Source organism: Sulfurimonas sp. HSL3-7 (assembly GCF_039645985.1).
Taxonomy (GTDB): domain Bacteria; phylum Campylobacterota; class Campylobacteria; order Campylobacterales; family Sulfurimonadaceae; genus Sulfonitrofixus; species Sulfonitrofixus jiaomeiensis.
Genome location: NZ_CP147919.1, coordinates 2,583,968 through 2,606,847 on the forward strand (window position 1 = coordinate 2,583,968; position 22,880 = coordinate 2,606,847).

The 22,880-nt window shown below is 54.8% G+C and carries 24 protein-coding genes; 11 read left to right on the forward strand and 13 right to left on the reverse strand.

Features of this window, described 5'->3' with window-relative positions; translation table 11 throughout:
* Positions 1 to 307: 307 nt before the first annotated feature.
* Positions 308 to 1,834, reverse strand: a complete 1,527-nt coding sequence (locus WCY20_RS12765) for a PAS domain-containing sensor histidine kinase (RefSeq protein WP_345975667.1) — start codon at positions 1,832 to 1,834, stop codon at positions 308 to 310.
* 368 nt (positions 1,835 to 2,202) lie between these two features.
* Between WCY20_RS12765 and WCY20_RS12770 the strand changes: the two genes are divergently transcribed.
* Positions 2,203 to 2,331, forward strand: a complete 129-nt coding sequence (locus WCY20_RS12770) for a hypothetical protein (protein ID WP_345975669.1) — start codon at positions 2,203 to 2,205, stop codon at positions 2,329 to 2,331.
* Positions 2,332 to 2,700: 369 nt separating this feature from the next.
* Here WCY20_RS12770 and WCY20_RS12775 read toward each other — a convergent pair whose 3' ends face one another.
* Positions 2,701 to 3,288, reverse strand: a complete 588-nt coding sequence (locus WCY20_RS12775) for a YbhB/YbcL family Raf kinase inhibitor-like protein (RefSeq protein ID WP_345975670.1) — start codon at positions 3,286 to 3,288, stop codon at positions 2,701 to 2,703.
* 217 nt (positions 3,289 to 3,505) lie between these two features.
* Here WCY20_RS12775 and cdd point away from each other — a divergent pair, with 217 nt between their 5' ends.
* Positions 3,506 to 3,919: a cytidine deaminase gene (gene cdd, locus WCY20_RS12780; protein WP_345975672.1), complete on the forward strand. Its 414-nt coding sequence runs from the start codon at positions 3,506 to 3,508 to the stop codon at positions 3,917 to 3,919.
* On the opposite strand, the gene WCY20_RS12785 is transcribed toward cdd, so the two are convergent.
* Positions 3,916 to 4,386 carry a DNA polymerase ligase N-terminal domain-containing protein gene (locus WCY20_RS12785; protein WP_345975674.1) on the reverse strand — a complete coding sequence of 157 codons (471 nt, stop codon included), beginning with the start codon at positions 4,384 to 4,386 and terminating at the stop codon, positions 3,916 to 3,918. The two genes, cdd and WCY20_RS12785, sit on opposite strands and share 4 nt — an antisense overlap.
* 195 nt (positions 4,387 to 4,581) lie before the next feature.
* Between WCY20_RS12785 and WCY20_RS12790 the strand changes: the two genes are divergently transcribed.
* Entirely contained in the window at positions 4,582 to 4,929 is a 348-nt protein-coding gene (locus WCY20_RS12790; protein ID WP_345975676.1) for a TraR/DksA C4-type zinc finger protein, read from the forward strand.
* Positions 4,930 to 5,072: 143 nt separating this feature from the next.
* Here the strand turns inward: WCY20_RS12790 and WCY20_RS12795 are convergent, their stop codons facing one another.
* The 3 genes from WCY20_RS12795 to WCY20_RS12805 all read right to left on the reverse strand — a co-directional run bounded on the left by WCY20_RS12795 (position 5,073) and on the right by WCY20_RS12805 (position 7,560).
* A complete protein-coding gene (locus WCY20_RS12795) occupies positions 5,073 to 5,552 on the reverse strand; it encodes a host attachment protein (protein WP_345975678.1) in 480 nt (159 codons plus the stop codon).
* 152 nt (positions 5,553 to 5,704) lie between these two features.
* Positions 5,705 to 7,138 carry an RtcB family protein gene (locus WCY20_RS12800; RefSeq protein WP_345975679.1) on the reverse strand — a complete coding sequence of 478 codons (1,434 nt, stop codon included), beginning with the start codon at positions 7,136 to 7,138 and terminating at the stop codon, positions 5,705 to 5,707.
* Between the two features lie 11 nt (positions 7,139 to 7,149).
* Complete coding sequence (locus tag WCY20_RS12805; RefSeq protein WP_345975681.1) at positions 7,150 to 7,560, reverse strand: archease; 411 nt, start codon at positions 7,558 to 7,560, stop codon at positions 7,150 to 7,152.
* A 141-nt stretch (positions 7,561 to 7,701) separates the two neighbouring features.
* Between WCY20_RS12805 and WCY20_RS12810 the strand changes: the two genes are divergently transcribed.
* A complete protein-coding gene (locus WCY20_RS12810) occupies positions 7,702 to 8,133 on the forward strand; it encodes an Hsp20/alpha crystallin family protein (RefSeq protein ID WP_345975683.1) in 432 nt (143 codons plus the stop codon).
* A gap of 18 nt (positions 8,134 to 8,151) precedes the next feature.
* On the opposite strand, the gene WCY20_RS12815 is transcribed toward WCY20_RS12810, so the two are convergent.
* Both WCY20_RS12815 and dnaK read right to left on the reverse strand, forming a co-directional pair.
* Positions 8,152 to 9,255 (reverse strand): DnaJ C-terminal domain-containing protein, encoded by a 1,104-nt coding sequence (locus WCY20_RS12815; RefSeq protein ID WP_345978272.1) that lies wholly within the window; start codon positions 9,253 to 9,255, stop codon positions 8,152 to 8,154.
* Between the two features lie 10 nt (positions 9,256 to 9,265).
* Positions 9,266 to 11,107: a molecular chaperone DnaK gene (gene dnaK / locus WCY20_RS12820; RefSeq protein ID WP_345975685.1), complete on the reverse strand. Its 1,842-nt coding sequence runs from the start codon at positions 11,105 to 11,107 to the stop codon at positions 9,266 to 9,268.
* A gap of 291 nt (positions 11,108 to 11,398) precedes the next feature.
* Here dnaK and WCY20_RS12825 point away from each other — a divergent pair, with 291 nt between their 5' ends.
* Entirely contained in the window at positions 11,399 to 11,644 is a 246-nt protein-coding gene (locus tag WCY20_RS12825) for a hypothetical protein (RefSeq protein ID WP_345975687.1), read from the forward strand.
* A gap of 11 nt (positions 11,645 to 11,655) precedes the next feature.
* Positions 11,656 to 12,003 (forward strand): TraR/DksA C4-type zinc finger protein, encoded by a 348-nt coding sequence (locus WCY20_RS12830; RefSeq protein WP_345975688.1) that lies wholly within the window; start codon positions 11,656 to 11,658, stop codon positions 12,001 to 12,003.
* Here WCY20_RS12830 and WCY20_RS12835 read toward each other — a convergent pair whose 3' ends face one another.
* Positions 12,004 to 12,519 carry a type 1 glutamine amidotransferase domain-containing protein gene (locus WCY20_RS12835; protein WP_345975690.1) on the reverse strand — a complete coding sequence of 172 codons (516 nt, stop codon included), beginning with the start codon at positions 12,517 to 12,519 and terminating at the stop codon, positions 12,004 to 12,006.
* 338 nt (positions 12,520 to 12,857) lie between these two features.
* Here WCY20_RS12835 and WCY20_RS12840 point away from each other — a divergent pair, with 338 nt between their 5' ends.
* Positions 12,858 to 15,677 (forward strand): AMP-binding protein, encoded by a 2,820-nt coding sequence (locus WCY20_RS12840; protein ID WP_345975692.1) that lies wholly within the window; start codon positions 12,858 to 12,860, stop codon positions 15,675 to 15,677.
* A gap of 25 nt (positions 15,678 to 15,702) precedes the next feature.
* On the opposite strand, the gene WCY20_RS12845 is transcribed toward WCY20_RS12840, so the two are convergent.
* The 3 genes from WCY20_RS12845 to WCY20_RS12855 are packed head-to-tail and all read right to left on the reverse strand — an operon-like array spanning position 15,703 to position 18,887.
* Entirely contained in the window at positions 15,703 to 17,382 is a 1,680-nt protein-coding gene (locus WCY20_RS12845; RefSeq protein ID WP_345975694.1) for a long-chain fatty acid--CoA ligase, read from the reverse strand.
* A 47-nt stretch (positions 17,383 to 17,429) separates the two neighbouring features.
* On the reverse strand, positions 17,430 to 18,302 hold the full coding sequence (locus WCY20_RS12850; RefSeq protein ID WP_345975695.1) for a ribokinase: 873 nt from the start codon (positions 18,300 to 18,302) through the stop codon (positions 17,430 to 17,432).
* Between the two features lie 12 nt (positions 18,303 to 18,314).
* On the reverse strand, positions 18,315 to 18,887 hold the full coding sequence (locus WCY20_RS12855; RefSeq protein ID WP_345975697.1) for a class I SAM-dependent methyltransferase: 573 nt from the start codon (positions 18,885 to 18,887) through the stop codon (positions 18,315 to 18,317).
* Between the two features lie 296 nt (positions 18,888 to 19,183).
* Here WCY20_RS12855 and WCY20_RS12860 point away from each other — a divergent pair, with 296 nt between their 5' ends.
* The gene (locus tag WCY20_RS12860) at positions 19,184 to 19,687 is read left to right on the forward strand and encodes a heme-binding protein (RefSeq protein WP_345975699.1); all 504 of its coding nucleotides are present in this window, start codon (positions 19,184 to 19,186) and stop codon (positions 19,685 to 19,687) included.
* A gap of 54 nt (positions 19,688 to 19,741) precedes the next feature.
* On the opposite strand, the gene WCY20_RS12865 is transcribed toward WCY20_RS12860, so the two are convergent.
* On the reverse strand, positions 19,742 to 20,410 hold the full coding sequence (locus tag WCY20_RS12865; protein ID WP_345975701.1) for a lysophospholipid acyltransferase family protein: 669 nt from the start codon (positions 20,408 to 20,410) through the stop codon (positions 19,742 to 19,744).
* A 164-nt stretch (positions 20,411 to 20,574) separates the two neighbouring features.
* Between WCY20_RS12865 and gspG the strand changes: the two genes are divergently transcribed.
* From gspG to WCY20_RS12880, 3 genes are read left to right on the forward strand one after another with little or no spacing between them, the layout of a single operon-like run.
* Positions 20,575 to 21,018 (forward strand): type II secretion system major pseudopilin GspG, encoded by a 444-nt coding sequence (gene gspG / locus WCY20_RS12870; RefSeq protein WP_345975702.1) that lies wholly within the window; start codon positions 20,575 to 20,577, stop codon positions 21,016 to 21,018.
* A gap of 7 nt (positions 21,019 to 21,025) precedes the next feature.
* Positions 21,026 to 21,556 (forward strand): prepilin-type N-terminal cleavage/methylation domain-containing protein, encoded by a 531-nt coding sequence (locus WCY20_RS12875; protein WP_345975703.1) that lies wholly within the window; start codon positions 21,026 to 21,028, stop codon positions 21,554 to 21,556.
* Positions 21,553 to 22,767: a type II secretion system F family protein gene (locus WCY20_RS12880; protein WP_345975705.1), complete on the forward strand. Its 1,215-nt coding sequence runs from the start codon at positions 21,553 to 21,555 to the stop codon at positions 22,765 to 22,767. The genes WCY20_RS12875 and WCY20_RS12880 overlap by 4 nt, the downstream gene beginning before the upstream one ends.
* Positions 22,768 to 22,880 lie beyond the last annotated feature (113 nt).

Here is a 22,880-nt window from a genome sequence, read left to right on the forward strand (position 1 = left end):
GACAAGATGGCTGGCAGGCCCATTTCTTAATCAGAAACGTCGCACCGAAGAGCGGCTTGCGACAACTGCGAGGCCCTATGCCCCTTCGGGTCCGCCATCTGGCAAGTGTTGTTAACACCGCCTGCGACCATAAACCGCCTCAGGGAGCATGAGTGCTCCCGGGATGCCGCGTGAAGCGGCATCTTCAATCCACTTCTCCACGTTTTCCCCTGTTTTTACTTACTGACCAAGTTTGACCTCAAACCCTTTGGAGCGGATGATTTTCCGAACTTCTGCGATAAAAGGGCACCCGTATGGCGGCAGGCGGTCAGCACGCCTCCCCGCTGCAGGGAATGCGGATCGTAAAGAGGGCACCGCTTTTGTCGTTTTTCACCGAGATCGATCCGTTGAACTTCTGCTCGATGATCTGCTTCGTCATGTAGAGCCCCAGCCCGGTCCCCTGGCTTTTATGCTTGGTCGTAAAATAGGGGTCGAATACCTTATCGATGATCGCTTCGTCGATGCCGCCGCCGTTGTCGCAGATCTCGATGACATAGTCCGATCCCTCGATGAACCCCCGGCATTTGATGGCCCCCTCTTCGACCCTGTTCTTCTTGATGGCATTGGCCGCATTTGAATAGATGTTGATCAGCGCCTGCTTGAGGTTGTTCAGATAACCGCTGATCAGTACATTTTTCAGATCGGTCTCGTAACGGATATGGTTGCCCATGATAGAGCTTTTGACGAGGATCTGCAGTGATCTGTCCATGTCACGCATGCAGAACGTGTTGTGCCCGTCATCCTCCTGGTAATAGAAGCGGAAATCGTCGATCGTGTCGGAGAGGTACTGGATGATCTCGCTGCAGTGGGCCTGAAATGCTTCAAAATCGTGCGCACGGTCCCCGCTTTTTTCCATCATCATCTTGACCGTCATGTCGGTCAGCAGCAGCCCCAGGGTGTTAAGGGGCTGGCGCCACTGGTGTGCGATGTTGCTGATCATCTCTCCCATCGCCGCAAACTTGTTCTGCTGGTAGAGCATATTGTCCTTTTGGCGGCTCGCCTCGATCTCCTTTGAGATCCGCTCTTCGAGCTCCCTGTTGATCGATTCGAGCTTCCTCTCCGCTTCGAGCTGTTCCGTCATATCGAGACTGAGGCCGACCAGACCGCTGACACCGTGCTCTTCGTCTTCGACCCGCGTCTTTACGATCAGGACTTCGTGCACTTTGCCGTCGACAAAAGGGATCTTCTCATACGAGAGGTGAGGTTCACTCTGCTGCAGGGCCGCTTCATCCGAGCGCATGCAGCTTTGCGCGGTTTCCGGAGGGTAGAGCGGTTCGTAATGGGGGACGGAGAGGAAGGTCTCCTCTCTGATGCCGATGGCATCGCAGAAGGCCTTGTTGACAAACTGAAGTCTCCCGGACGCATCCTGTGACCAGATGCCGATGGGCGCCGTATCGAGGATCGTCCGGAAGGTGAGGCGTTCATGCGGGGCCATGATCTCTCTTGCACGCGCTTCCTGCACCCCCGTGCAGCGTGAAACGATCTGGCCGCCGGAGAGTCTGTAGAGGTAGCCCTCCTGCCACTGCCTGGCGTAACCGACGCAGGGGACCAGGGTGATCTCCTGCGGTTCTCCCGTACGGTAGACCTCTTTGAACAGATCAAGCAGGGACCTCGTTGCATTGACCGGGAAAAGTGTGGACAACGCTTCGGATACAGACTCTCCCTCGGCAAAGTTGCAAAGGCCCTTTGCTTTTTCATTGAGGTAGACGACTTTAAAGTCATCGCCCTTTTCGAGCGGTTCGTAGACAGTGATCCCGACATCGATCAGGCCAAAAAGTTCTTCAAAATTGAACATGGGACTCCTTGTGTGACATTTTAACGTATAAGTAAAAAATATAGAACACCTCGAAATACCCTGAATCGGCATCTGCTCTGCGTTTATTCCAACGGGGAGAGGCCGCTTTTTCGTACTGACGAATCCGATCACCCTTATCCCTGCTCTTTTCGGCCTTTAAGCGAAAAGCTTCCCTTTCCCTCTTCTCAGCCCTTTTCAGAAAAACGGGTCTTTCGCCGCCGCAAAATGGCTTCTCAGATGTCAGTTGTCGCAAAATTACCACTTATAGATAGAAAATTTTTTCCATTTAAACATTTATTCAGATTTCCCGATCTATACTACCTATAGTACGTACGATACTTTGAGACAAGGTACCTAAAAGGAAGCCGATGAAACACAAATGTTTTATGACGGTTTTGGGTCTTGAGCCGCTGACAGATGCAGCCCCTAATAGAGAGTTGGGGTATGGGCAGATGCGCTGCGAGAGATCGGGTAAAAACGTGAGATGTCCTCTGTAAAGAGATGAAGGCAGGTCAACGCAGCTCTACTGCAATGGTGCACACCGGGAGTGATGTACCGATAATGAGACCATGTGCGTTTCACCGATTTTCAGACAAGAGGATTGGCAGGTCCATTTCATAAACTTGAAACGTCGCACCGACTAACGGCTTGCGACAACTGCGAGACCGGATGCCGCTTCGGGTTACGCCATCTTACAAGGTGTCTAAGACGCCGCCTGCGACCATAAACCGCCGCAGGGAGCAACCGTGCTCCCCAGATGCCGCATGAGACGGCATCTTCAATCCACTCTTCTGCATTTTCCCCGTTTTCACTTATTCACATCGCAATCAAAGGACAACCGGCAAGTGTCAAACAGAGGTGACTGGCTATCGTTTTGCTTTCTTGTACGTCCCGACCAGCTCGCAACGCTCAATGACATGCCCCTGCATCGCCGCTTCGACCTCAGCCTTCGTCGGATAGTCCCTGAAGGCCAGCGATCTGTCGAGGGCATAGAGCTTGAAGAAGTAGCGGTGGCGCCCGATAGGCGGGCAGGGGCCGTCGTACCCGCTCCTTATCCAGTCGTTGAGCCCCTCTTTTGCCCCGTTAGGAAGATCTCTGAAGGTCGTCCCTTCGGAGAGACCGTCGATGCCGGAGGGCAGGTTGTAGAGGACCCAGTGGACCCATGTCGTCTTCGGCGCCTTCGGGTCCGGCGCGTCCGGATCGTCGACGATCAGCACCAGACTTTCGGCCTTCTCAGGCACCCCTTCCCAGTGTAGCGGCGGGGAGAGGTCTTCTGCTTCGCAGGTATGTTTTGAGGGAATTTCATCGCCGTGGGCGAACGCTGTTGAGCTCAGTGTAAGTGACATAGTCTCCTCCGCATGCAGCCAGCCGGTGGCTGTTGAGATAATGAAGCCGAGCAGCAAGAGCATCAGCGCATGATGGTTAGAATTGCCTGATCGCTCCTCTTGCTTCATGTAAACACCTTAACCTTATCGTTTATAACCATTCTACCATGTAAAGTGCTCAAAACAGTGAAACGCCCGCTCCCTTATGAAGAGATTCAGAGTAAATCAGTCACAATCGGGTAAACAATACGGCTGCATAGAAGACCGGCCCGATGGAAATGAGGCCGGATCAGAGTCCGGCCCGGGCGCACCATGCAGCGAAAAAGAAGCCAATCAAAGGATCGCAATGAAAGAGGAGCACAAACAGTTACTGCAGCAGGCGCACAAGGCGAAGGAGAACGCACATGCCCCCTACTCCGGCTTTAAAGTGGGGGCGACCCTCGTTACAAAAGACGGAAAGATGATCGACGGCTGCAATGTGGAGAATGCGGCCTACGGCTCGACGATGTGCGCCGAACGTGTTGCGATCTACAAAGCCGTTTCCATGGGCTACAAACCCGGCGATTTTGAAGCGATCGCTATCGCCTCGACCGGAAAGAACTTTTCGCCCTGCGGCGCCTGCCGCCAGGTCATCTACGAGTTCGGCAAAGAGATCGAGATCATTTTCGAATGGGAGGAGAAGATCGTCGCGGAGTCCGCAAAGTCGATGCTGCCTTACAACTTCGAATCGCAGCCCGCTTCGCCGCACCACAAAAGCTAATCCCCCTTCTTCGGCCCCACGGAAAAGGGCTGCTCTTTCGTGATGTCACCGTTTTCTCTGGCCTCCCCGTCTTTCTGTTTCAGCAAAAGCCAGTTGCCGTCGTAGCGGGTCTTCAGCAGCGTGAACTTTCCGCGGAGCTTCTGCCCCTTCAGCTCAAAACTGATGTGCCCCGCTTCGTAGGCCTCTTCGAGAGAGACAGGCGTTTCGTCTTTGTGCGAGATGTTCTCGAAATTCCCCCTGTCCCAGATGATCACCTCTCCGGCACCGTAGTGCCCCTCGCTGATGCTCCCCTCGAAGTCGCCATAGGCAAGCGGATGGTCGTCGGTCGGGACAGCGAGCCGTTTGACGTGGGGATCGAGCGAGGGGCCTTTGGGAAGGGCCCAGGACTTCAGGACCCCGCCGATCTCCAGCCTGAAGTCGTAATGAAGCGTCGAGGCGCTGTGTTTCTGGACGACAAAGATGGGCATGGCTTCTCCTTTTCGAAGACTGTTTTATCAACAGATTATGCAGATTTCATTAAGCATACCATTTCACACTGTTTTGATCCATAAAATCTGTGCCCTACCCAAGGAGAGCCTCTTCTACGAAACCGCTCCGAAATCAAAGCATTAATCTCTTCTGCGATATGATAGAATAATCATATATGAATCAAAGGAACTACTATGGCAACAATAGATTATCAGGAATTTGAACTCAAACTTGAGAAGATGAAAGAGGAGCTCGAAGAGAGCATTGCCCGTTTGACGGAGGAGATGGAGGCGATCGTCACCGATGACAGCAGCACCGACATGGAGGACCTCGCATCGCTGGAGAGTGACAGCATGCACCATAATGCACTGCTGCAACAGCAGCGCAGCGAGCTAGCCGAAGTCATCCATGCCCTCGGCAAGATCAAAGACGGCAGCTACGGCATCTGCGAAGAGAGCGGCGACCTCATCTCAGTCGAACGCCTGCGCGCCGAACCGCATACCCGCTACTGCGTCGACGATGCGAAAAAAGTCGGAAAGTAGCGAACAGCCTCTCCGCCTCCGGCGGCAACACTGCCGCCCTCTCTTTCATACTGAAAATTATCTGGATCCTATTTTCTAATGTCGTAAGGGGAAATCCGGCACGCCTGCTGAGAGCGTGGCGGTTCTGCAGGGTTTAGACTCTATTACTCAAAATGGGAAAGAAGTTTGTTTCTGTCGATCTTGGTCAGATCTGCGGCTACATTCTTTTTCAGGGTCTTTTTGACCTGCTGGTTCAGTTTTTCGTTGAGTTTGTTGTTGAGCGCTTTCGGGAAGGCAAGGTGCCACATCGACGGCGACTCTTTTTCGATGAGCGAGGCGATATCGTCGCTGATCTGTTTTAGCATACTGCCCTCTTTGGCAAGCCCCGTGTTGTGCGGCTCGCCTGTCGAGTTGCCCTTTTTGCCCGTTTTGTCACTCATCTGCTCGGAGATTCTGCCGTGCGCCTCAAGATAGTCGATGTCAAGAAGAGGCTCGAGTACCGTAGACTCTTTAACGGTACCGCGGTTTTGTGCATGACTCACCTGCATACTTTCCTGTCTGTCAACACCTGTTATATTTGAGACCCGGTACGCTTTCAGCTGCCCAAGATCACCCACAACCACAATATGTCCGTTATAATTCATCGTATCTCCTTTGATTGTTACTATAGGGTAATATTTATCATACTCCCAAATCCTTTAAATTTCTTTTGAAGATCAGCATAAAAAAAATTGCTTCCTTGTCCATAACCCTTCTATGGAATAGCAAAACCCCGTTTGAGCGGTATCAGCGCACTTTATCCTTTGATGCAGACCTTCGGGCGCAAAAAGGCAACGCGGCGGGCGAGCCCCGCCTTCTCTGTCACCTTCGCCACTTCGTGCACATCCTTGTAGGCCTCCGGGGCCTCCTCTGCGATACCGCGCATCGAGTCGGAACGGATGTGGATACCCTCGCCTTCGAGCTTACGAAGCACCTCCGTTCCCCGCCACAGTTTTTTCGCCTGGTGGCGGCTCATGGAGCGTCCCGCGCCGTGGCTGGCCGAGGCGAAGGAGCGCGCTTCGGAGGTGTCGCTGCCGGCAAGAATATAGGAGCCCGTTCCCATGCTGCCGCCGATGATGACCGGCTGGCCGACCTTCCGGTACGCTGAAGGAAGCTGGCTGTGTCCCGGACCGAAAGCCCGGGTCGCCCCTTTGCGGTGCACCCACAGGGTGCGCTCTTCGCCGTCGACGACATGGCGCTCCTCCTTGCAGGTGTTATGCGAGACATCGTAGAGGGTCTCGACGCTGCTGCCGGCAAAAAGAGAGCCGAACGCCTCCCGCGTCAGGTGCGTCAGTATCTGGCGGTTGGCCAGGGCGCAGTTGATCCCCGCGTTCATCGCGCCGATGTAACGCTGCCCCTCTTTTGAGAGGATCGGTGCGCAGGCAAGCTCCCGGTCGGGCAGCGCGATGCCGAGGCGTCCCGCCTCTTTCGCAAGGGTGACCATATAGTCGCTGCCGATCTGGTGGCCGAGCCCGCGCGAACCGCAGTGGATCGAGACAAGCAGCTGCCCTTCGCTGATGCCGAAAGCGCGGGCGGCCTCGGCGTCGTAGATCGTGTCGACCACCTGCACTTCGAGGTAGTGGTTCCCCGAACCCAGCGTCCCCATCTCGCCGCGCTGCCGTTTTTTGGCCAGTTCGGAGACGAAGTCGGGCTCGGCATTCTCCATGCAGCCCCCCTCTTCGATAAAGGCGAGGTCATCTTCGCGGCCGTACCCCTTTTGTACGGCCCACTTCGCCCCTTTGCGAAGCACCTCGTCGAGCTGCGACACCGTCAGATGCAGATGGCCGGTGGTACCAAGTCCTGCGGGGATCCGGGCATAAAGCAGATCGGCAAGCGTTTCAAGCTCGCCCGTTATCTCGTGGAGCATCAGATCGGTGCGGAGGCAGCGGATGCCGCAGGAGATGTCAAACCCGACCCCGCCTGCCGAGATGACGCCGCCCTGCTCCGCGTCAAAAGCCGCGACGCCGCCGATGGGAAAACCGTAGCCCCAGTGGGCGTCGGGCATCGCCATCGCCGGCCCGACAAGCCCCGGCAGATTTGCGACGTTGCGGATCTGCTCAAGCACCTTCTCGTCCATCGTCTCAAGAAGCGTCTCTGAGCCGTAGAGCAGCACCTCCGAGCGTTTCTCATCCGCGGTACGGGGGAGCCGCCAGCTATAACTGTCGATCTGTTCAAGTTGCGCAATATTCATAATAGATTCCTTCAAACATCCACAATGCAGCGCGCCTCCCAAAGGCCCGCCTTCTCTTCAACGCAGAGCATCGTCAGCGTCGCCCCCTTGACCTCGACACCGCGCACGATCGCCTTGCTCCAGGGAACACCCCACGCCTTTGCCCGCCAGAACGATCCGTCGCGACGAAGTTCAAACCGTCCCAGTATGACCGAACGGCTCTGAGCATGAGCGATCAGGTAGTTGAGCCAGCGCACCAGGGCAAATTCGACATCCTCCTCTTCAAACTCGAAGTTGAGTTCCACCTCCAGAGGTTCCGGGAGCGTTTCGGCCATAATGGCGAACATCGCTTTCGCCGCCGATTCGAAGGCGGACTCAAGTGTCGCACCCCTGCCGATGATACCGATATCCGCGTCGTGGTCAAAATAGCTAAACTCTTCCATAGAACTATCTTAACCGTTTTCACGCTGCAATGCAAACCCTGTTAGTATCTGAAAACAGAGCTGACAGTAAAATCAATACTTAACACGTCTTTAAGCAACAGATACAGTACAATAGATAATATCAAAAAATGGAGGTTTATCATGTTTCTAACAAAATACGATCCGTTCAAAGAGTTGAAAGATTTTGAGGATCGTTTCAAAGATGCTTTTAAGATCACCCCGCCGGAAGGTGCCCTTACCGCTTTCTCACCCTCTGTCAATACCCGTGAGGGCGAATTTGCCTACCACATCGAGGTCGATCTTCCCGGCGTTAAAAAAGAGGATATCCATGTTGATGTCAGTGAAGACAATGTGCTGACCATATCGGGCGAGCGCAAGACAAAAGAGGAGGTAAAAGAAAAGGACTACTACAAATGCGAAAGCAGCTACGGCAAGTTCTCCAGAAGTTTCACGCTGCCTTCGAATGCCGATGCGGAGAGTATCTCTGCCAACTCCGAAGACGCCGTACTTGAGGTCGTCATCCCCAAACTAAAAGAAGCGAAAACAGCCTCTCGCAAGATCGCTGTCAAATAGAGAGCGCCACGAAAAGACTCACCCTTTTGCGTGGAGCCTGCGCAGTTTTGTGTAGAGCTCCCGCTCCTCATCACTGAGATAGTCCGGAATATGGACATTGAGACGAAGATAGAGATCGCCCCGTTTCGTATCCCCAAAATGCGGCAGCCCCTTGTCAGCCAGACGCAGCACCGAGTTCGGCTGGGTTCCCTGCGGGACCGTGACACTCACCGACCCCTCCAGCGTTGAGACCTTAAGCTCCGTACCCAAAACCGCATCGGTCAGCTCGATCGTCTCTGCATGCCAAAGATCGGCACCGACCCGTTTGAAATCCGGGTCATAGGCCGTACGGACGATCACCAGCAGGTCGCCGGGCTTTCCTTCGGGTTTGGAGCTCGGCCTTCCGTGCGATGGGACTCTCAGAACCATCCCCTCTTCGGCACCGACAGGTATCGTTATCGTCAATCTTTCGGGCTCATCGATCCTTCCGCTTCCGTGGCACTTGGGGCAGGGCTTGTCGATGAACCTGCCCCTTCCCCCGCAGTCCGGGCAGGGCCTGATCTCCTGGTAGGAGACGTTCCCCTCCTGCCTTGTATTGATCAGCTTGCCTGTCCCCTTGCAGGTTTGACAGACACGGATATCCTTTTCAGAAGCAGCACCCGTTCCGTGGCAGACCGGGCAGACCCTCGGGTGGGAGATCTGTACCTCTTCGTCCCCGCCGGTCACGATCTTTCGAAGCGGAACGACGATCTCCATTCGGATATCTTCGCCCCGCATTCCGCCCCGGTGTCCCCGCTGGAAAAAGGTGTCAAAAATCCCGCCGCCGAAACCGCCGAGGTCAAACCCGAAACCGCCGCCGCCGAAGATCTCATCGAAATTGATACCGCCGAAAAGATCTTCCTGCGAAAATCCGGAGACACCGGCGAAACCCCTGTTATCATACTCTTTGCGCTTCTTTGGGTCCGAGAGCACCGCATACGCCTCTGCGATCTCCTTGAACTTCTCTTCGGCGTCCGGCTCTTTGTTCCGGTCGGGATGGTACTTTAGCGCCAGTTTCCGGAAGCTGTCCTTGATCTCTTTCTGGTCGGCATCTTTTTTGACGCCGAGGACTTCATAATAGTCGCGTTTGTTTGCCGTTTCTATGGCCTACCCCTTAGGTGGTCTCGCGGTAGTCCGCATCCACAACGCGTTCATACGGCTCTTCGCCGCCGCTGCTTTCCGTACCCTGATAGCTCGTCTGAGCGGTTTTGGCACCCTCTCCCTGCGACTGTGCATAGACCGCACTGCCCGCCTTTTTCAGAAGCTCTTTGAGCGCATCGGAACGTTCGCCTGCCGATGCGACGTCACGGTTCTGCACCGCCTCTTTCGTCATTTTGAGCTGGGCCTCTATCTTGGCGCGAAGCTCGGTCTCAAGCTTGTCGCCGTAGTCGGCCAGCAGCCGTTCCGCCTCGTAGCAGACCGCATCGGCTGTGTTGAGCTTGTCCGCCTCCTCTTTTCTCTTTTTGTCCTCTTCGGCATACTTCTCCGCCTCTTCGACCATTCTCTCCTTCTGTTCGTTGGAGAGGCGCGTCGATGCGGTGATCTTGATGGACTGGCTTTTGCCGGTGGCGACATCTTTGGCGGTGACGTTCAGGATGCCGCTTGCATCGATATCGAAGGTGACGTCGATCTTCGGTATGCCACGCGGCGCCGGGACCAGACCGTCGAGGTTGAACTGCCCGAGCGAGGTGTTGTCGGCGGCCATCGGCCGCTCGCCCTGGACAACGTGGACCGTCACAGCGGTCTGCATGTCCGCCGCCGTCGTAAAGGTCTCCGTATGCTTGACCGGGATCGGGGAGTTGCGGGCTATCAGCGTGCTCACGACGCCCCCGAGCGTCTCGACGCCGAGACTCAGCGGCGTGACGTCAACCAGTACGATATCGCCCACTTCACCGGAGAGGACACCCGCCTGAATCGCCGCACCGCTGGCCACACACTCCATCGGATCGACGCCCCCTTCGGCCTTTCTTCCGAGAAGTTCCTCAAAATATTCGCGTACGACAGGCATCCTCGTCGGCCCGCCGACAAAGACGATACGGTCGACATCTTTGGCCCCTATTCCCGCATCGCTCAGCGCCTGTTCTATCGGCCCTTTACAACGCTCGACGACAGGCCGCACAAGCCGTTCAAGTTCGGTGCGCGTCAGATCGAGCTCAAGGTGCTTGTCGGCCGCGATATAGGGGAGAGAGATGTGCGTTGTCGTGCTCGTCGTCAGCTCGATCTTGGCCATCTCCGCCGCTTCGATCAACCGCGCGGATGCTTTGCGGTCCGCTTTGATATCGAAACCGCTCTGTTCCTTGAACTTTTCAGCAAGGTGATCAAAGATCTTCTCGTTCATATCGGTACCGCCGAGCTGTGTATCGCCGCTTGTGGATTTGACCTCAAAAACCCCCTTACCGAACTCCATGATGGTGACGTCGAGCGTTCCGCCGCCGAAATCGATAACGGCGATCTTGAGATCCTCGCCGCTGCGGTCAAGACCGTAGGCCAGCGCAGCAGCCGTCGGCTCGTTGACAAGGCGGACAACCTCGAGACCCGCGATCTTGCAGGCATCTTTTGTCGCACTTCGCTGGTTGTCGTCAAAATAGGCCGGTACGGTGACGACCGCCTTCTCGACCGGTTCGCCCAGATAGGCCTCGGCATCGTTCTTTATCTTCTGAAGCAGAAAAGCCGAAAGCTGTTCCGGGGTGAACTCTTTGTCTCGCAGACGGACCCTCTCGCGTCTTCCCATTCTTCTTTTAAACGCCTTGGCCGTCCCTTCCGGGTTCTCCGCCGCCTGTCTGCGGGCAGGCTCGCCTACAAGCTTGCTGCCGTCGGCCGTAATTGCCACGTAACTCGGAAACGCCTTGCCGCTCATGCTGATGCCCTCGGTACTCGGGATAATAACCGGTTTGCCGCCGCGAAGCACCGCCGCTGCAGAGTTTGACGTTCCAAGATCTATACCTATAATTGCCATGTTATACCTTTCTCTCTGTTGTTAAAACTATTTTCTTTCAGGTTAAAAACGCTTCATCCAAGAGGGCCAAAGCACTACCATAAGAACCATACCGCGGCAGTAATAGTAAAGATAATAGCATAGATGGAGTGAAGTTGTATTAAAAATCGTTCTTCCAAAAATTTTGTCAGAAATACGGCTGCCTCCTCTATTCCTGTATACCTCTCTTCCGCAAGCCTGTTACAGATTGGATTTATTTTATACCTGTAATATGATAAGATAGTTCAAATGCGACAAACAAGGAGATCTGAAATGAAAATATATACCTACAATTCGGATATCGGGACTTTTGAGATTAGAGAGGTCGGCCATGAGCAGTATGAGCTTTGGCTGGAAGAGGAGCGGCTCGGCGATTACGCCAGTGCCGAACTTGCAGCGCAGGACGTAGCGAACTTCAACACCGACTATCCCGAGTGGGACCGCTTCAAAAACGAGCTTGAGAAATTTCCCGCCACGCTGAGAGAGTGGTCCAGCGTCAAAGAAGAGACACCCCTATAAAAGGAGAAGAGATGGCAGCGATAGATTATCAGGAGTTTGAAGAGCGCCTGCAGGCGATGAAAGTGGAGCTCGAGTCCAGCATCGCACGTTTGACAGAGGAGATGGAAGCTATCGTCACGGATGACAATATCAATGATATGGAAGATCTGGCATCGCTGGAGAGTGACAGCATGCACCATACGGCACTGCTCAAACAGCAGCGCCATGAACTTGCCGAAGTCATCCATGCCCTGGAAAAACTCGATGACAGTACCTACGGCATCTGCGAAGAGAGCGGCGATACCATCCCCATCGAACGTCTCCGCGCCGAACCGCACACCCGATACTGCCTTGAAGATGCAAGAAGAATCGGAAAGTAATTACCCTTCAAGAAGCAATAAAAACTGCTTCATCATCCCCGGCAGGGCCTGCGGATCGCGGGCGGTGATGAGGCTGCCGTCTTGCTCGACACTTCTGCCCGTATAGTCCGCCCCGGCATTCTCAATATCGTCTTTTATCGAAGCATAGGCCGTCACCTTTTTACCTTCGAGAACGCCTGCCGAGATAAGCAGAGAGGGGCCGTGGCAGACGGCGCAGAGAGGCTTTCCCGCCTCAAAGAGGGATTTGACCAAGGCGACCATCGCCGGTTCCCTGCGCAGACGGTCCGGGGCATAGCCGCCGGGAATATAAAGGGCGTCATACTTATCACTCTCAATAGCATGGATACGGTGTGTTGCTTTTGCCGTCGTGCCGTGTTTGCCTCTGTAGGCTCTCTTTTCCTGCCCGACGACATCAACGTCCATCCCCGCTTCGAGCAGGCGGTAGTAGGGGTAGATAAACTCCGAATCCTCGAACATATCGTCGATCAGTATCGCTATCTTTTTACGACTCGGCATTTAGTGCCTCCCTGTATTGAGCTGTTGGTTCCGATACGACTCGGCATTTTGGAGAAACATCGCTTTGCGAGCGGTGCCCTTGTTTTCGGAGAAACATCGCCTTGCGAGCGGTACCCTTGTTTTCGTAGAAATGGCAGCAGGCTGAGCGTTATACTCATTTTGCGGCTCGCTGTATTGCACTGTCGCTTCTTGGCATCTCCGCACTCCTTGTGGCGTATCTGAAACTATTGTAACACAGCCGAGGCTCAGGGCGCATCTAATACGCAATCTGGTATGATTATTTTAAAGGCCCTCTGTTCCAAGAGGCTGCAAGACAGTGCAATAGTAAGGAACTTCTTATGCAGCAAGATCCATCGCAAATCAGTTCTCAAAAGCTCCTGGGGCTGCTTAGGTCGCTTGTCGCCGAGGTACGTCCGGAGCTTGACCTCGAAAAGATCACCCTGGAGAGCAGCTTTGAGAAAGAGCTTGGGCTCGACAGCCTCTCCCGCGTCGAGCTGATCTCGCGCATCGAGAGAGCCTTCGGTCTCGCTCTGCCCGAAAGCACCTTTGTGGAGGCAGAGAACGGCCTGGACCTGCTCCGTGTGCTCACAACACTCAGACCCCACCTCGCCGACCTTGTATCCGCCGCCGAAGCCCGACCGCGCAGCGAAACAGCAACCCTGCCTGAACGTGCCCGTACCCTTGTCGAGATGCTCGAATGGCATGCAGGCCACCATGGAGAGCGTGTCCATATACAGCTCTACCAGGATGACGGCAGAGGCGGGACGATCACCTACGAACAGCTCAAAACCGGCGCACAGAACTTCGCCGGTGCCCTGCAGCAGCTCGGCCTGGAGAAGGCTCAGCCCGTCGTGATCATGCTGCCGACAGGTGCGGACTACTTCTTCACCTTTTTCGGCATTCTGATGGCCGGGGGCATTCCTGTTCCGATCTACCCGCCGGCGCGCCCCTCCCAGATCGAAGAGCATATGCGCCGCCATGCGCGGATCCTGGAGAACTGCCGGGCCGAGATCCTTGTCACCCTTGAGGAGGGCAAACGCGCCGCACAGCTTCTGAAGGGGCTCTCCCCTTCGCTCAGGCAGATCGTCACCGCAGCCGAGTTGCGGCTTTTTACAGGCCGAAGCACTACGGTGGAGATCAGGCCCGATGACATCGCCTTTCTGCAGTATACCTCGGGGAGTACGGGCAATCCGAAAGGGGTCATGCTCACCCATGCCAATCTGCTTGCCAACATACGGGCGATGGGTAAAGCCGTCGACGCCTCCCCCGAAGATGTCTTTGTCAGCTGGCTGCCGCTCTACCACGACATGGGGCTTATCGGCGCATGGCTGGGCAGCCTCTACTACGCCGCCCTTTTCGTCGTCATGTCACCGCTGAGCTTTCTCGCCAGGCCCGAGCGCTGGCTCAGGGCGATAACACGCCACAAAGGGACCCTCACCGCCTCACCGAACTTCGGGTACGAATACTGCCTCCACCGCCTGGAGGATCTTGCGCTCGACGGCATTGACCTCGGCTCCCTCCGCGCCGCCTTCAACGGGGCCGAAGCGGTCAATCCGACGACGATCGAACGCTTCGCCGAGCATTTTGCCCGCTACGGTTTCGACAGGAGGGCGATGACCCCGGTCTACGGCCTTGCCGAATCCTCCGTCGGCGTCACCTTTCCGCTGCTCGGACGCGGCGCGGTTATAGAGAGGGTCGAACGCGACACCTTTATGCAGCGCCACGAGGCCGTTCCGGCGGAAGCGGAAGAGCCCCATGTGCTCCACTTCGTCTCCAGCGGCCTTCCGCTCACGGATCACCAGATCAGGGTCGTCGACGCGGCCGGACACGAACTTCCCGAACGCCGGGAGGGGCGGCTCGAGTTTCGCGGTCCCTCCGCGACCTCCGGCTATTACCGCGACGCCGAAAAGACGCGCCGCCTCTTCGACGGCGAATGGCTTGACAGCGGCGACCTCGCCTATATCGCCGAAGGCGAGCTCTACATCACCGGCCGCATCAAAGACATCATCATCCGTGCCGGCCGCAATATCTATCCCGATGAGCTGGAAAAGGCGATCGGCGACATAGAGGGGATTCGCAAAGGATGTGTCGCGATCTTCGGTTCCGGTGATCCGCAGACCGCCACGGAGCGCCTGATCGTACTGGCAGAGACCCGCAGTGAAGAGCCCCAGGAGCGTCGCAGGCTGCAGCAGCAGGTCAACGCGCTGGCGACCGACCTCATCGGCACACCGCCCGACGAGGTCCTGCTGGCACCGCCGGGCAGCGTGCTCAAGACCTCCAGCGGAAAGATACGCCGCAGTGCGAGCCGACAGATGTATGAGGAGGGAAAGATCGGGCAGAGAGGCCGCGCGCTCATATGGCAGATCGGCGGGCTTCTTGTGAGCAGCCTCGCCGTGCAGAGGCACCGTATAACGGAACTTCTCAAAGCCTCGGTTTTCGCCCTTTACAGCTGGTCCTGCTTTGTACTGCTGGTCCCTTTCGCCTGGCTCGGCGCAGTCTTGATGCCGAACTTCCGCCTGCGTTTCAAGGCCATACGCACGGTGGCACAGCTCTTTGCCAGGGCGACACGCACGCCTTTGAAAGTGGTCGGCTCGGAACACCTCCGCGGTATTGCCGGCCCCTGCGTCATCGTGGTCAACCACGCCAGCTATCTTGACAGTTTCGTCCTGGCCGCGGCGCTCCCCGAGCCCTTTCGTTTCGTCGCCAAGGCGGAGTTCTCCCGGCGGCTGATCACCCGGCTGCCGCTTGAGAAGCTGCAGGGGGAGTTTGTCGAACGGTTCGACACCGGCAAAAGCGTCGATGACGCCGCGCGCCTTTTGGACGCCCTTAAAGGCGGAAGTCCCCTGCTCTTTTTTGCCGAAAGCACCTTTACCCGTATTCCCGGCCTGCAGCCCTTTTACATGGGGGCATTCAAAACGGCCGCCGATGCGGCTCTTCCCGTCGTTCCCGTTGCCGTACGCGGTACCCGCTCCATTTTACGTGACGGTTCCTGGTTCCCCCACCGCGGTTCGATCACCGTGACGATCGGTGAGATGATCGACCCGGCGAAGATAGCGCAGGAGAGCGGCAAAGAGAGTGCATGGGACATTGCCGTCGCACTGCGAGACAGGGCCCGAGGTTTTATACTCCGCCACTGCGGCGAACCGGACCTTTCCTAAGCGGATCCCATCGGAAAGGGCCGTTCTAAACCCCTTCGCTTTTTCTCTTCTCTTCTTCCAGCAGCAGGCGGCGCAGCAGTTTGCCCATCACGTTTTTGGGAAGCTCATCGACAAATTCGACGGAACGGGGGAGCTTGAAACGGGCAAGCCTCTCTCTCAAAAAACCGATCAGTTCCGCTTTTTCCATCTTCTCTCCCTCTTTAAGCACCACAAAGGCCTTGATCTTCTCACCGCTGTACTCGTCGGGAGTCCCGACCACCGCCGCATCTTCGACCTTCGGATGAAGGAAGATCACCTTCTCCACCTCCGTCGGCGAGACGTTGAAGCCCTTGACGATGATGATATCTTTTTTGCGGTCGACGACCCTGAAATACCCCTCTTCGTCCATCGTCACCACATCGCCGGTGTAGAGCCATCCGTCGCGCAGCGCCTCTTCGGTCAGCTCCGGCCGGTGCCAGTACCCTTTCATCACCTGCGGCGCCCTGACGATCAGTTCGCCCTCTTCTCCGACGGGGACCTCTTTTTCCCCCGTCTCGAGATCGACGACCCGGCACGCCGTGTCCGGCATCGGGATGCCGATGGAGCCCTCCTTGTTGACGCCGTTGATCGGGTTGGCATGGGTGACCGGCGCCGCTTCGGAGAGGCCGTACCCCTCGACCAGTTTCGAAGCGGTCAGCTCGACGAACCGTTTTTTGATCTTCTCCATCAGCGGTGCTCCGCCGCTGATACAGGCGCGGATGGAGGTCAGGTCATACTTGGCAATACCCCTGTAGCTGCCCAGGGCCGCATACATCGTCGGGACGCCTGGCAGCATCGTGATTTTCTCTTTTTCGATCGTCTTGAGAATCGAACCGAGGTCTCTCGGGTTGGGGACCAGCACCAGCGCCCCCGCACAGCTGAGCGTAAAACCCAGACAGGCGGTCATACCGAAACTGTGAAAGAAGGGAAGCCAGCCGAGCACCCGCTCTTCGCCTTCGACCGTATCGCTAACCCAGTAGCGGCACTGCAGTGCATTCACCACAAGATTGTAATGGCTGAGCATGACCCCTTTCGGCGTGCCTATCGTTCCGCTGGTGTACTGCAGCAGTGCGGTATCGCCGGGATCGACGGTGACGTCGGGCTTTTCAAAACTGCTGTGTGCCATCAGCGTTTCAAGCTCATAATCGGCCTTTTCGATCCTGACACGGTCCTCTTTCTCTTTCAGCAGGGTAAAAAGCAGCCGTGTCAGCCATGGAAAGTAGGCTTTGACGTTTGTCACGATGACATTTTCAAGCGCGCTTCGCTTGCGTATCTCTTGAATAAGCGGGTAGAAACGGCTCATGACGATGACTGTCTTCACCCCCGCGTCATTGAGTTCAAAGAGCACCTCTTCGGCGGTGTAGAGCGGGTTGATGGGAACGGCGACCGCCCCGATCTTCAAGGCCCCATACAGCGAAATGACGAACTGCGGGGTATTGGCCAGATAGAGCGCCACCCTGTCGCCGGGCTGCACCCCCAGCTGCGCAAAGGCATTGGCCGCTCTATTGACCAAGATGTCGAGTTGCGCATAATCGATATCGTTGCCGAGATAGGAGAGGGCCCTCTTGCGGGGGTATTTCGCAGCCGAATCTTCCAGAAGGCCGTAAAGAGGCATCTTCGGGTATTCCAAAGCAGCGGAAACACCTTCGTCATACTGTCTCAGCCACACCTTGTCGTCATAGGCCATAACACACCTCCGTTTCAACTATCTTAACACAAAAGAGGTCCACTCTCTTACAGAAGCTCCTCCAGCCTGGGAATCGAGTCCGCCGCCCCTTTGCGTGTCACACAGATGGCCGAGGCTTTGACACCTCTCTGCAGGCATTTTTCGATGGCGCTGCCGCGGGAGAGTTCCGCCAGAAAGTAGCCGATGAAGGTGTCCCCGGCACCCGTGGTGTCGACCGCTTTGACTTTCAGGGCAGCCACTTCGATGCGCTGCTTTTCATCGGCATAGATGACGCCCGCCTTGCCCCGCGTCAAAACCGTACGGCTTTTCGGGTAGCGCTTGAGCATCGCATCAAGTATCGCCTCGGGGTCGTTTTCAGCGCTGAGTGCTTCGCCTTCGATCTCGTTGACGATAAAGATGTCGACAAGTTCCAAAGGATAACTTTTAACACTCTTCGTCATCGGGGCCGGATTAAAAACGACGGTCACCCCTTTTCCTTTTGCCTTTTGAAGCACCCTCTCCAGCGCGTTGATCTCGTTTTGCAGCAGTAGATAATCGCCTGCCTCGGCCTGCTCAAGCACCTTTTCAATGTCCGCATCGCTGACGGTACGGTTCGCCCCGCCGTAGATGATGATGGCATTCTCCCCCTCTTTGTTGACCTGGATGATGGCATGGCCCGTCGGGGCATCGACGACTTTGACCAGAGAGACATCCACACCGTTCTCCTGCAGCTTCTCCTTCAGCCAGGCCCCCTCCGGCCCGACCTTTCCCGCATGCATCACCGCCGCCCCGGCCCGTGCGAGGGCGAAGGACTGGTTCGCCCCCTTCCCGCCTGAAAAGATGCGGTAGCTTCCACTCTCGAGCGTTTCGCCGGGGCGCACGAAATGGTCGACGCCGTAGACATGGTCGATGTTGATCGAACCGAAATTGATGATCTTCATAGACTCCCCTTCTTAATTGAGCTCTGCATGGATGGTATAGCGCCAGCCGTACCGGTTGACCGATACAAAAAATCCGTGTTTTTCAAGCATCTCTTTCAGCACCTCAGGCGCAAAAAAATGACCCGGCTCGCCGAGCAGCTTCTCCGCTATGCAGAGGCTTCTTCCCATAAAAGTGCTCGGGTCGAACTCGTAGATGAAGAGTCTTCCACCGCGCCTGAGCACCCGTACGATCTCTGCCATTGCACGTTCCGGCGACTGAAAATGGTGCAGTGCCTCGCCGATGAGGACCACCTCGAAACTCGATGCTTCAAAGGGGAGTGCCTCGGCCCTGGCCGTGTGGGTCCGGACATACTCGGGCGAGAACTTCAGCATCCCCTCGGCAGGATCAAGGGCGACGAACGCAAAATCTTTCCGGCAGCTGTAGGCAAATTCGCTCAGGACACCCGTCCCCGAACCGAGGTCAAGAAGCGGGGCATTCGCCGCGACAGGACGCAGAAAGTCGCAGAGCGCCTCAATCGCCCCTTTCGGATAGGCGACAGGCCCGAGGTACTTGAAAAACCATCCCAGATGGTTGAAAGGTATCATCCTCACGCCTCCCTTTTTTATCTTCTATAGAACCATTATACAAATTTACAGCAGGATTTCAAACGGTTGCAGGCATAGGAATGCGCGGCATGTTGATAGAGAAGGGGATCTGAACAAAGAGGACGGCATCGGAAAATGTGCAGTCGAAAAAATGTTTTGCCGTTTCTCAATCAAATGATGAAAATCTTAGAAAGGCGCCTCTATCACTTTATCAGGCTCAAAAATGCAATTTGATAATCAATACCGCCTCTGCCTTTTATAGACTATAATAGTGGAAGAAAAAAGAGGAGACCGTTATGAAAATAATCAAGATCGCAGGAATACTCCTGCTTGGGGCATCGGCTCTGATGGCAGGCGATGTGGTGAAGATCGAACGCATGAGCCTGGAGCTGGCGACAGAAGTGGCCAAGCGCTCGGTGGAGGCGTGTCGTGCTCAGGGGTACTGGGTAAGTGCGGTCGTGGTTGACCGCAGCGCCAATGTGCAGGTGGCGATGCGAGACACCTACGCACCTCGCTTTACGATGCAGATCGCAGAGCAAAAAGCCAATGCCGTGATCATGGCGGGAACCGATTCGGCCGCTTTTGTCGCTGGCCGCGCCGACATCCGAAACGAACTGAACAACATTGACGGGCTGATCATGATGGGCGGTGCTTTAGCGGTGAAATCGGGCGATGTCATGCTCGGTGCCGTCGGTGTCAGCGGTGCACCCGGCGGCGATCTTGACGCTGCCTGTGCGGCCAAAGCGCTCAAATCTCTCGAAGAGCGCCTTGCTTTTGCGCTGATGGGAGACGAAGAGTAACCCTTTTGTCAACGGCACTTCTGTTACTCAGACAAGCAACAAACGATAGTAATACTAGATCTTGTCTGCAACGGCGATCATATCCCTTCGGCTTTGTTCAAACCACCCTTCCGTCAATTCGACCGGCGGCAGTATCTCGATATGGACCGTACCTTTTTTAGAAAGTTTTTTGCCTTCGTTGTAATACCGGCTGAGATCTTTGATCACGATCGGCTGCACCTTAAGAGAAAGTTTTTCCGCAACGATCTTGGCCCCTGCTTCGAACGCCTGTATCTCTCCTGTCATCGAGCGGGTCCCTTCGGGGAAAATAACCACTTTCTTCCCTTTTTTTGCCTTGACCTCTTTTAAGAGTTTGACACCCGATCGTCTGTCGTTACGATCGATCGTTATGTGGCCGATAGCGTTGACGACCAGACCGACGGGCCAGACATCCATGATCCCCTTTCGTCCGACAAAACGGATGTCGGATCCCACATGCGATTCCAAAAGAAAGATATCCATCATCGATTGGTGGTTCGCAATGATGAGATCCGTATCATCCTCGAGATACCCTTTGACTTCATATTTCAATCCTGCGGAGCGCAGGACCATTCGGCTGATCCACAGACGCAGCCGGTTGACTCGATCCATGTTATCCCTGTTCAGATGCACCAGTGTCGATCCGACAGCGATAACCAAGTGGGCAAAAAATGTCCGTATGCGAAAAATTATAAGATTCAGCATCACTCTTCTTCTAAAAATAAATGTCTACCATTTTACAAAAAAGAGGTCCTATTTTCCCTTGTAACCTGACTGCAACAAAGCTATTGTAATTTTCCACAGCTGTTTGACAGATATTCCCCTGTATAATAAAGAACAATTTAACACTATAAATAAGGATTCAACGTATGTCTAATCATTTAAGAACCTCAAGCCGCAGGGCTTTCTCGTTGATGGAGCTGATGATCGTCATTATTATCCTGGGGCTTTTAGCCTCTTTGGTACTTCCGAACCTTATGGGCAAAGGCGAAGAGGCCAAACGTAAACTCGTCTGCGTTCAGATGAAAGGAATCGGTGAGACCCTCAAGATGTTTAAACTCGACAACGGTGTCTACCCGACGACAGAGGAGGGGCTGCAGGCGCTTATCACCAACCCGAGTGAAGAGGCCTACCCTGCGTATGCCCCGAATGCCTATTTTGAAGGCAAAAACCTGCCGAAAGACTCTTGGAAAAATGAGTTTATCTACATCAATAACGGCACTGATTTTGACCTGATCTCTCTGGGTGCCGACCGTAAAGAGGGTGGCGAAGGCGATGCCGCCGATATCCGTTTCAGCGAGTGTAAGTTCTAACCGGTCAATGATGCAGAGAAGAGCTTTTACACTGCTGGAGCTTTTACTTGTTGTCGTGATCATCGGTGTCATCTATGGCCTTGTGATCAATTCCATGCAAAAGATCAACGACAAAGAGTCGGCTCTCGGATTTGAAAGCCTGCCATCGTTTGTGCAGACATTTCATCAGCGCAACCACGTCGCATTGATCTGCACCGATAACTGCAAGGCCTGTGCCCTCTATGTCGACGGCGAAAAGGTCAAAGACGATATCGATCCTTTTATGGAAAAAGAGCGTGTTCTCCGTTTTTGGTCTTACAACACCAATACAGGAACACAGGAACTCCGCTTCACACCGATCTTTGATGAAGATGACAGGGAGTTCGATGTCTGTTTTAAATATGAAATTTTTGAAGACGGGAGCAGTTCGGAAATGATCATCGAGACACAGAAACATAGTTATGATTATCGCGGTCTTTTAAAACCGCCGGCACGCTACTCCTCCCTTCAGGCTCTCGAAGAGAGCCGTCAGGAAGAGATTCAGGAGCTCTTGCAATGATCTTCGCCTATAAAGGAATCGATGCTGCCGGCAAGAAAGTCAGCGATAAACTCGAGGCCGCTTCGCTTGAAGAGGCAAAAAGCAAACTCAAAGCACAGAAGATCATCTACAAAAGTATCAAAGAAGAGTTGCCTTCTGTCTTCAGCGGGATCCATTTCACCCGCCGTTATCGCATTTCGCCCAATGAGCTCTCACAACTCAGCCGCGAACTCGCCATGTATATCCGCTCAGGGATCAGCATCGTCGGTGCCCTCAAGATCATCCAGAACCAGTATATGCACAAAAAAAAGATCTACCTCTTCCTGAAAACCGTCAGCACCTATCTTGACGAGGGTAAAAATTTTTATGCCGCTTTGGAAGAGCAGAAGATCGTCATCCTGCCCGAATTTTTCAAACAGTCCATCAAGGTGAGCGAATCCGGCGGTATCCTTGACCAGGTACTATTAGAGCTTTCGCGGTTTCTGAAAGAGCAGGACCGTATCGCCAAAGAGATAAAATCGGCCTTTGCCTACCCGACCTTCATGATCGTCATCTCACTCTTTATGGTCGGGTTCATGCTTGCCTTTGTTGTACCGCAGATCACCGGGATCTTTGAAGGGATGGGGCAGGAACTTCCGGCAAGCACCCGTTTCGTCATCGCTTTGGGTGACTTTTTCAACGATCACTACATGATCATTTTCGCACTTTTCGTACTTTTTATCGCCGCCCACTCGCTGCTGATGCACTACGCGCCGAAGTACCGATACGCCGTGCACCGTCTCGTCCTCGGCATGCCTCTTTTCGGGGAGATCGCGCTCAAAAGCGAATTGGCACGTTTTGCATACGTCGGCTCCCTGCTCGTACGTTCGGGCGTCCCCTTCGTACAGACCATTAATCTCGCCGCCAATATTTTAAACAACAGCGTCTTGAAATCGCTTTTTTTGGAGGCGTCTGCCAAAGTGGTCGAGGGCAAACGGCTCTCAATCGCACTCAACGAATCGGCTTACGATCTTGATCAATCTTTTCTTCAGGCCATCGCGGTAGGCGAGGAGACCTCTCAGATCGAACCGGTGCTTATCAACATCTCGGAACTCTACTTCGAAGACAACCGCGACAAGATCTCTGTGCTGCTGAGCCTGCTTGAACCTGCACTGATGCTCTTTGTCGGCGGAACCATCGGCTTCATCGTGGCGGCCATGCTGCTGCCGATCTTCTCAATGAGTATCCAATGATGACCGGACCGGTAGCAACGCTTGACGGAATCCAAAGTTTTAGTGCAATGGATGTGAAGGTGACGCTGTTGTCTGAACAGAAAACAGTCAATGATAGACTGCCGATCTTTTCA

Bases quoted from the DNA above. Each gene is read 5' to 3' on its own strand.
- WCY20_RS12765 (WP_345975667.1), bottom strand. From the start codon at position 1,834: ATGTTCAATTTTGAAGAACTTTTTGGCCTGATCGATGTCGGGATCACT.
- WCY20_RS12770 (WP_345975669.1), top strand. From the start codon at position 2,203: ATGAAACACAAATGTTTTATGACGGTTTTGGGTCTTGAGCCGCTGACA.
- WCY20_RS12775 (WP_345975670.1), bottom strand. From the start codon at position 3,288: ATGAAGCAAGAGGAGCGATCAGGCAATTCTAACCATCATGCGCTGATG.
- cdd (WP_345975672.1), top strand. From the start codon at position 3,506: ATGAAAGAGGAGCACAAACAGTTACTGCAGCAGGCGCACAAGGCGAAG.
- WCY20_RS12785 (WP_345975674.1), bottom strand. From the start codon at position 4,386: ATGCCCATCTTTGTCGTCCAGAAACACAGCGCCTCGACGCTTCATTAC.
- WCY20_RS12790 (WP_345975676.1), top strand. From the start codon at position 4,582: ATGGCAACAATAGATTATCAGGAATTTGAACTCAAACTTGAGAAGATG.
- WCY20_RS12795 (WP_345975678.1), bottom strand. From the start codon at position 5,552: ATGAATTATAACGGACATATTGTGGTTGTGGGTGATCTTGGGCAGCTG.
- WCY20_RS12800 (WP_345975679.1), bottom strand. From the start codon at position 7,138: ATGAATATTGCGCAACTTGAACAGATCGACAGTTATAGCTGGCGGCTC.
- WCY20_RS12805 (WP_345975681.1), bottom strand. From the start codon at position 7,560: ATGGAAGAGTTTAGCTATTTTGACCACGACGCGGATATCGGTATCATC.
- WCY20_RS12810 (WP_345975683.1), top strand. From the start codon at position 7,702: ATGTTTCTAACAAAATACGATCCGTTCAAAGAGTTGAAAGATTTTGAG.
- dnaK (WP_345975685.1), bottom strand. From the start codon at position 11,107: ATGGCAATTATAGGTATAGATCTTGGAACGTCAAACTCTGCAGCGGCG.
- WCY20_RS12825 (WP_345975687.1), top strand. From the start codon at position 11,399: ATGAAAATATATACCTACAATTCGGATATCGGGACTTTTGAGATTAGA.
- WCY20_RS12830 (WP_345975688.1), top strand. From the start codon at position 11,656: ATGGCAGCGATAGATTATCAGGAGTTTGAAGAGCGCCTGCAGGCGATG.
- WCY20_RS12835 (WP_345975690.1), bottom strand. From the start codon at position 12,519: ATGCCGAGTCGTAAAAAGATAGCGATACTGATCGACGATATGTTCGAG.
- WCY20_RS12840 (WP_345975692.1), top strand. From the start codon at position 12,858: ATGCAGCAAGATCCATCGCAAATCAGTTCTCAAAAGCTCCTGGGGCTG.
- WCY20_RS12845 (WP_345975694.1), bottom strand. From the start codon at position 17,382: ATGGCCTATGACGACAAGGTGTGGCTGAGACAGTATGACGAAGGTGTT.
- WCY20_RS12850 (WP_345975695.1), bottom strand. From the start codon at position 18,302: ATGAAGATCATCAATTTCGGTTCGATCAACATCGACCATGTCTACGGC.
- WCY20_RS12855 (WP_345975697.1), bottom strand. From the start codon at position 18,887: ATGATACCTTTCAACCATCTGGGATGGTTTTTCAAGTACCTCGGGCCT.
- WCY20_RS12860 (WP_345975699.1), top strand. From the start codon at position 19,184: ATGAAAATAATCAAGATCGCAGGAATACTCCTGCTTGGGGCATCGGCT.
- WCY20_RS12865 (WP_345975701.1), bottom strand. From the start codon at position 20,410: ATGCTGAATCTTATAATTTTTCGCATACGGACATTTTTTGCCCACTTG.
- gspG (WP_345975702.1), top strand. From the start codon at position 20,575: ATGTCTAATCATTTAAGAACCTCAAGCCGCAGGGCTTTCTCGTTGATG.
- WCY20_RS12875 (WP_345975703.1), top strand. From the start codon at position 21,026: ATGATGCAGAGAAGAGCTTTTACACTGCTGGAGCTTTTACTTGTTGTC.
- WCY20_RS12880 (WP_345975705.1), top strand. From the start codon at position 21,553: ATGATCTTCGCCTATAAAGGAATCGATGCTGCCGGCAAGAAAGTCAGC.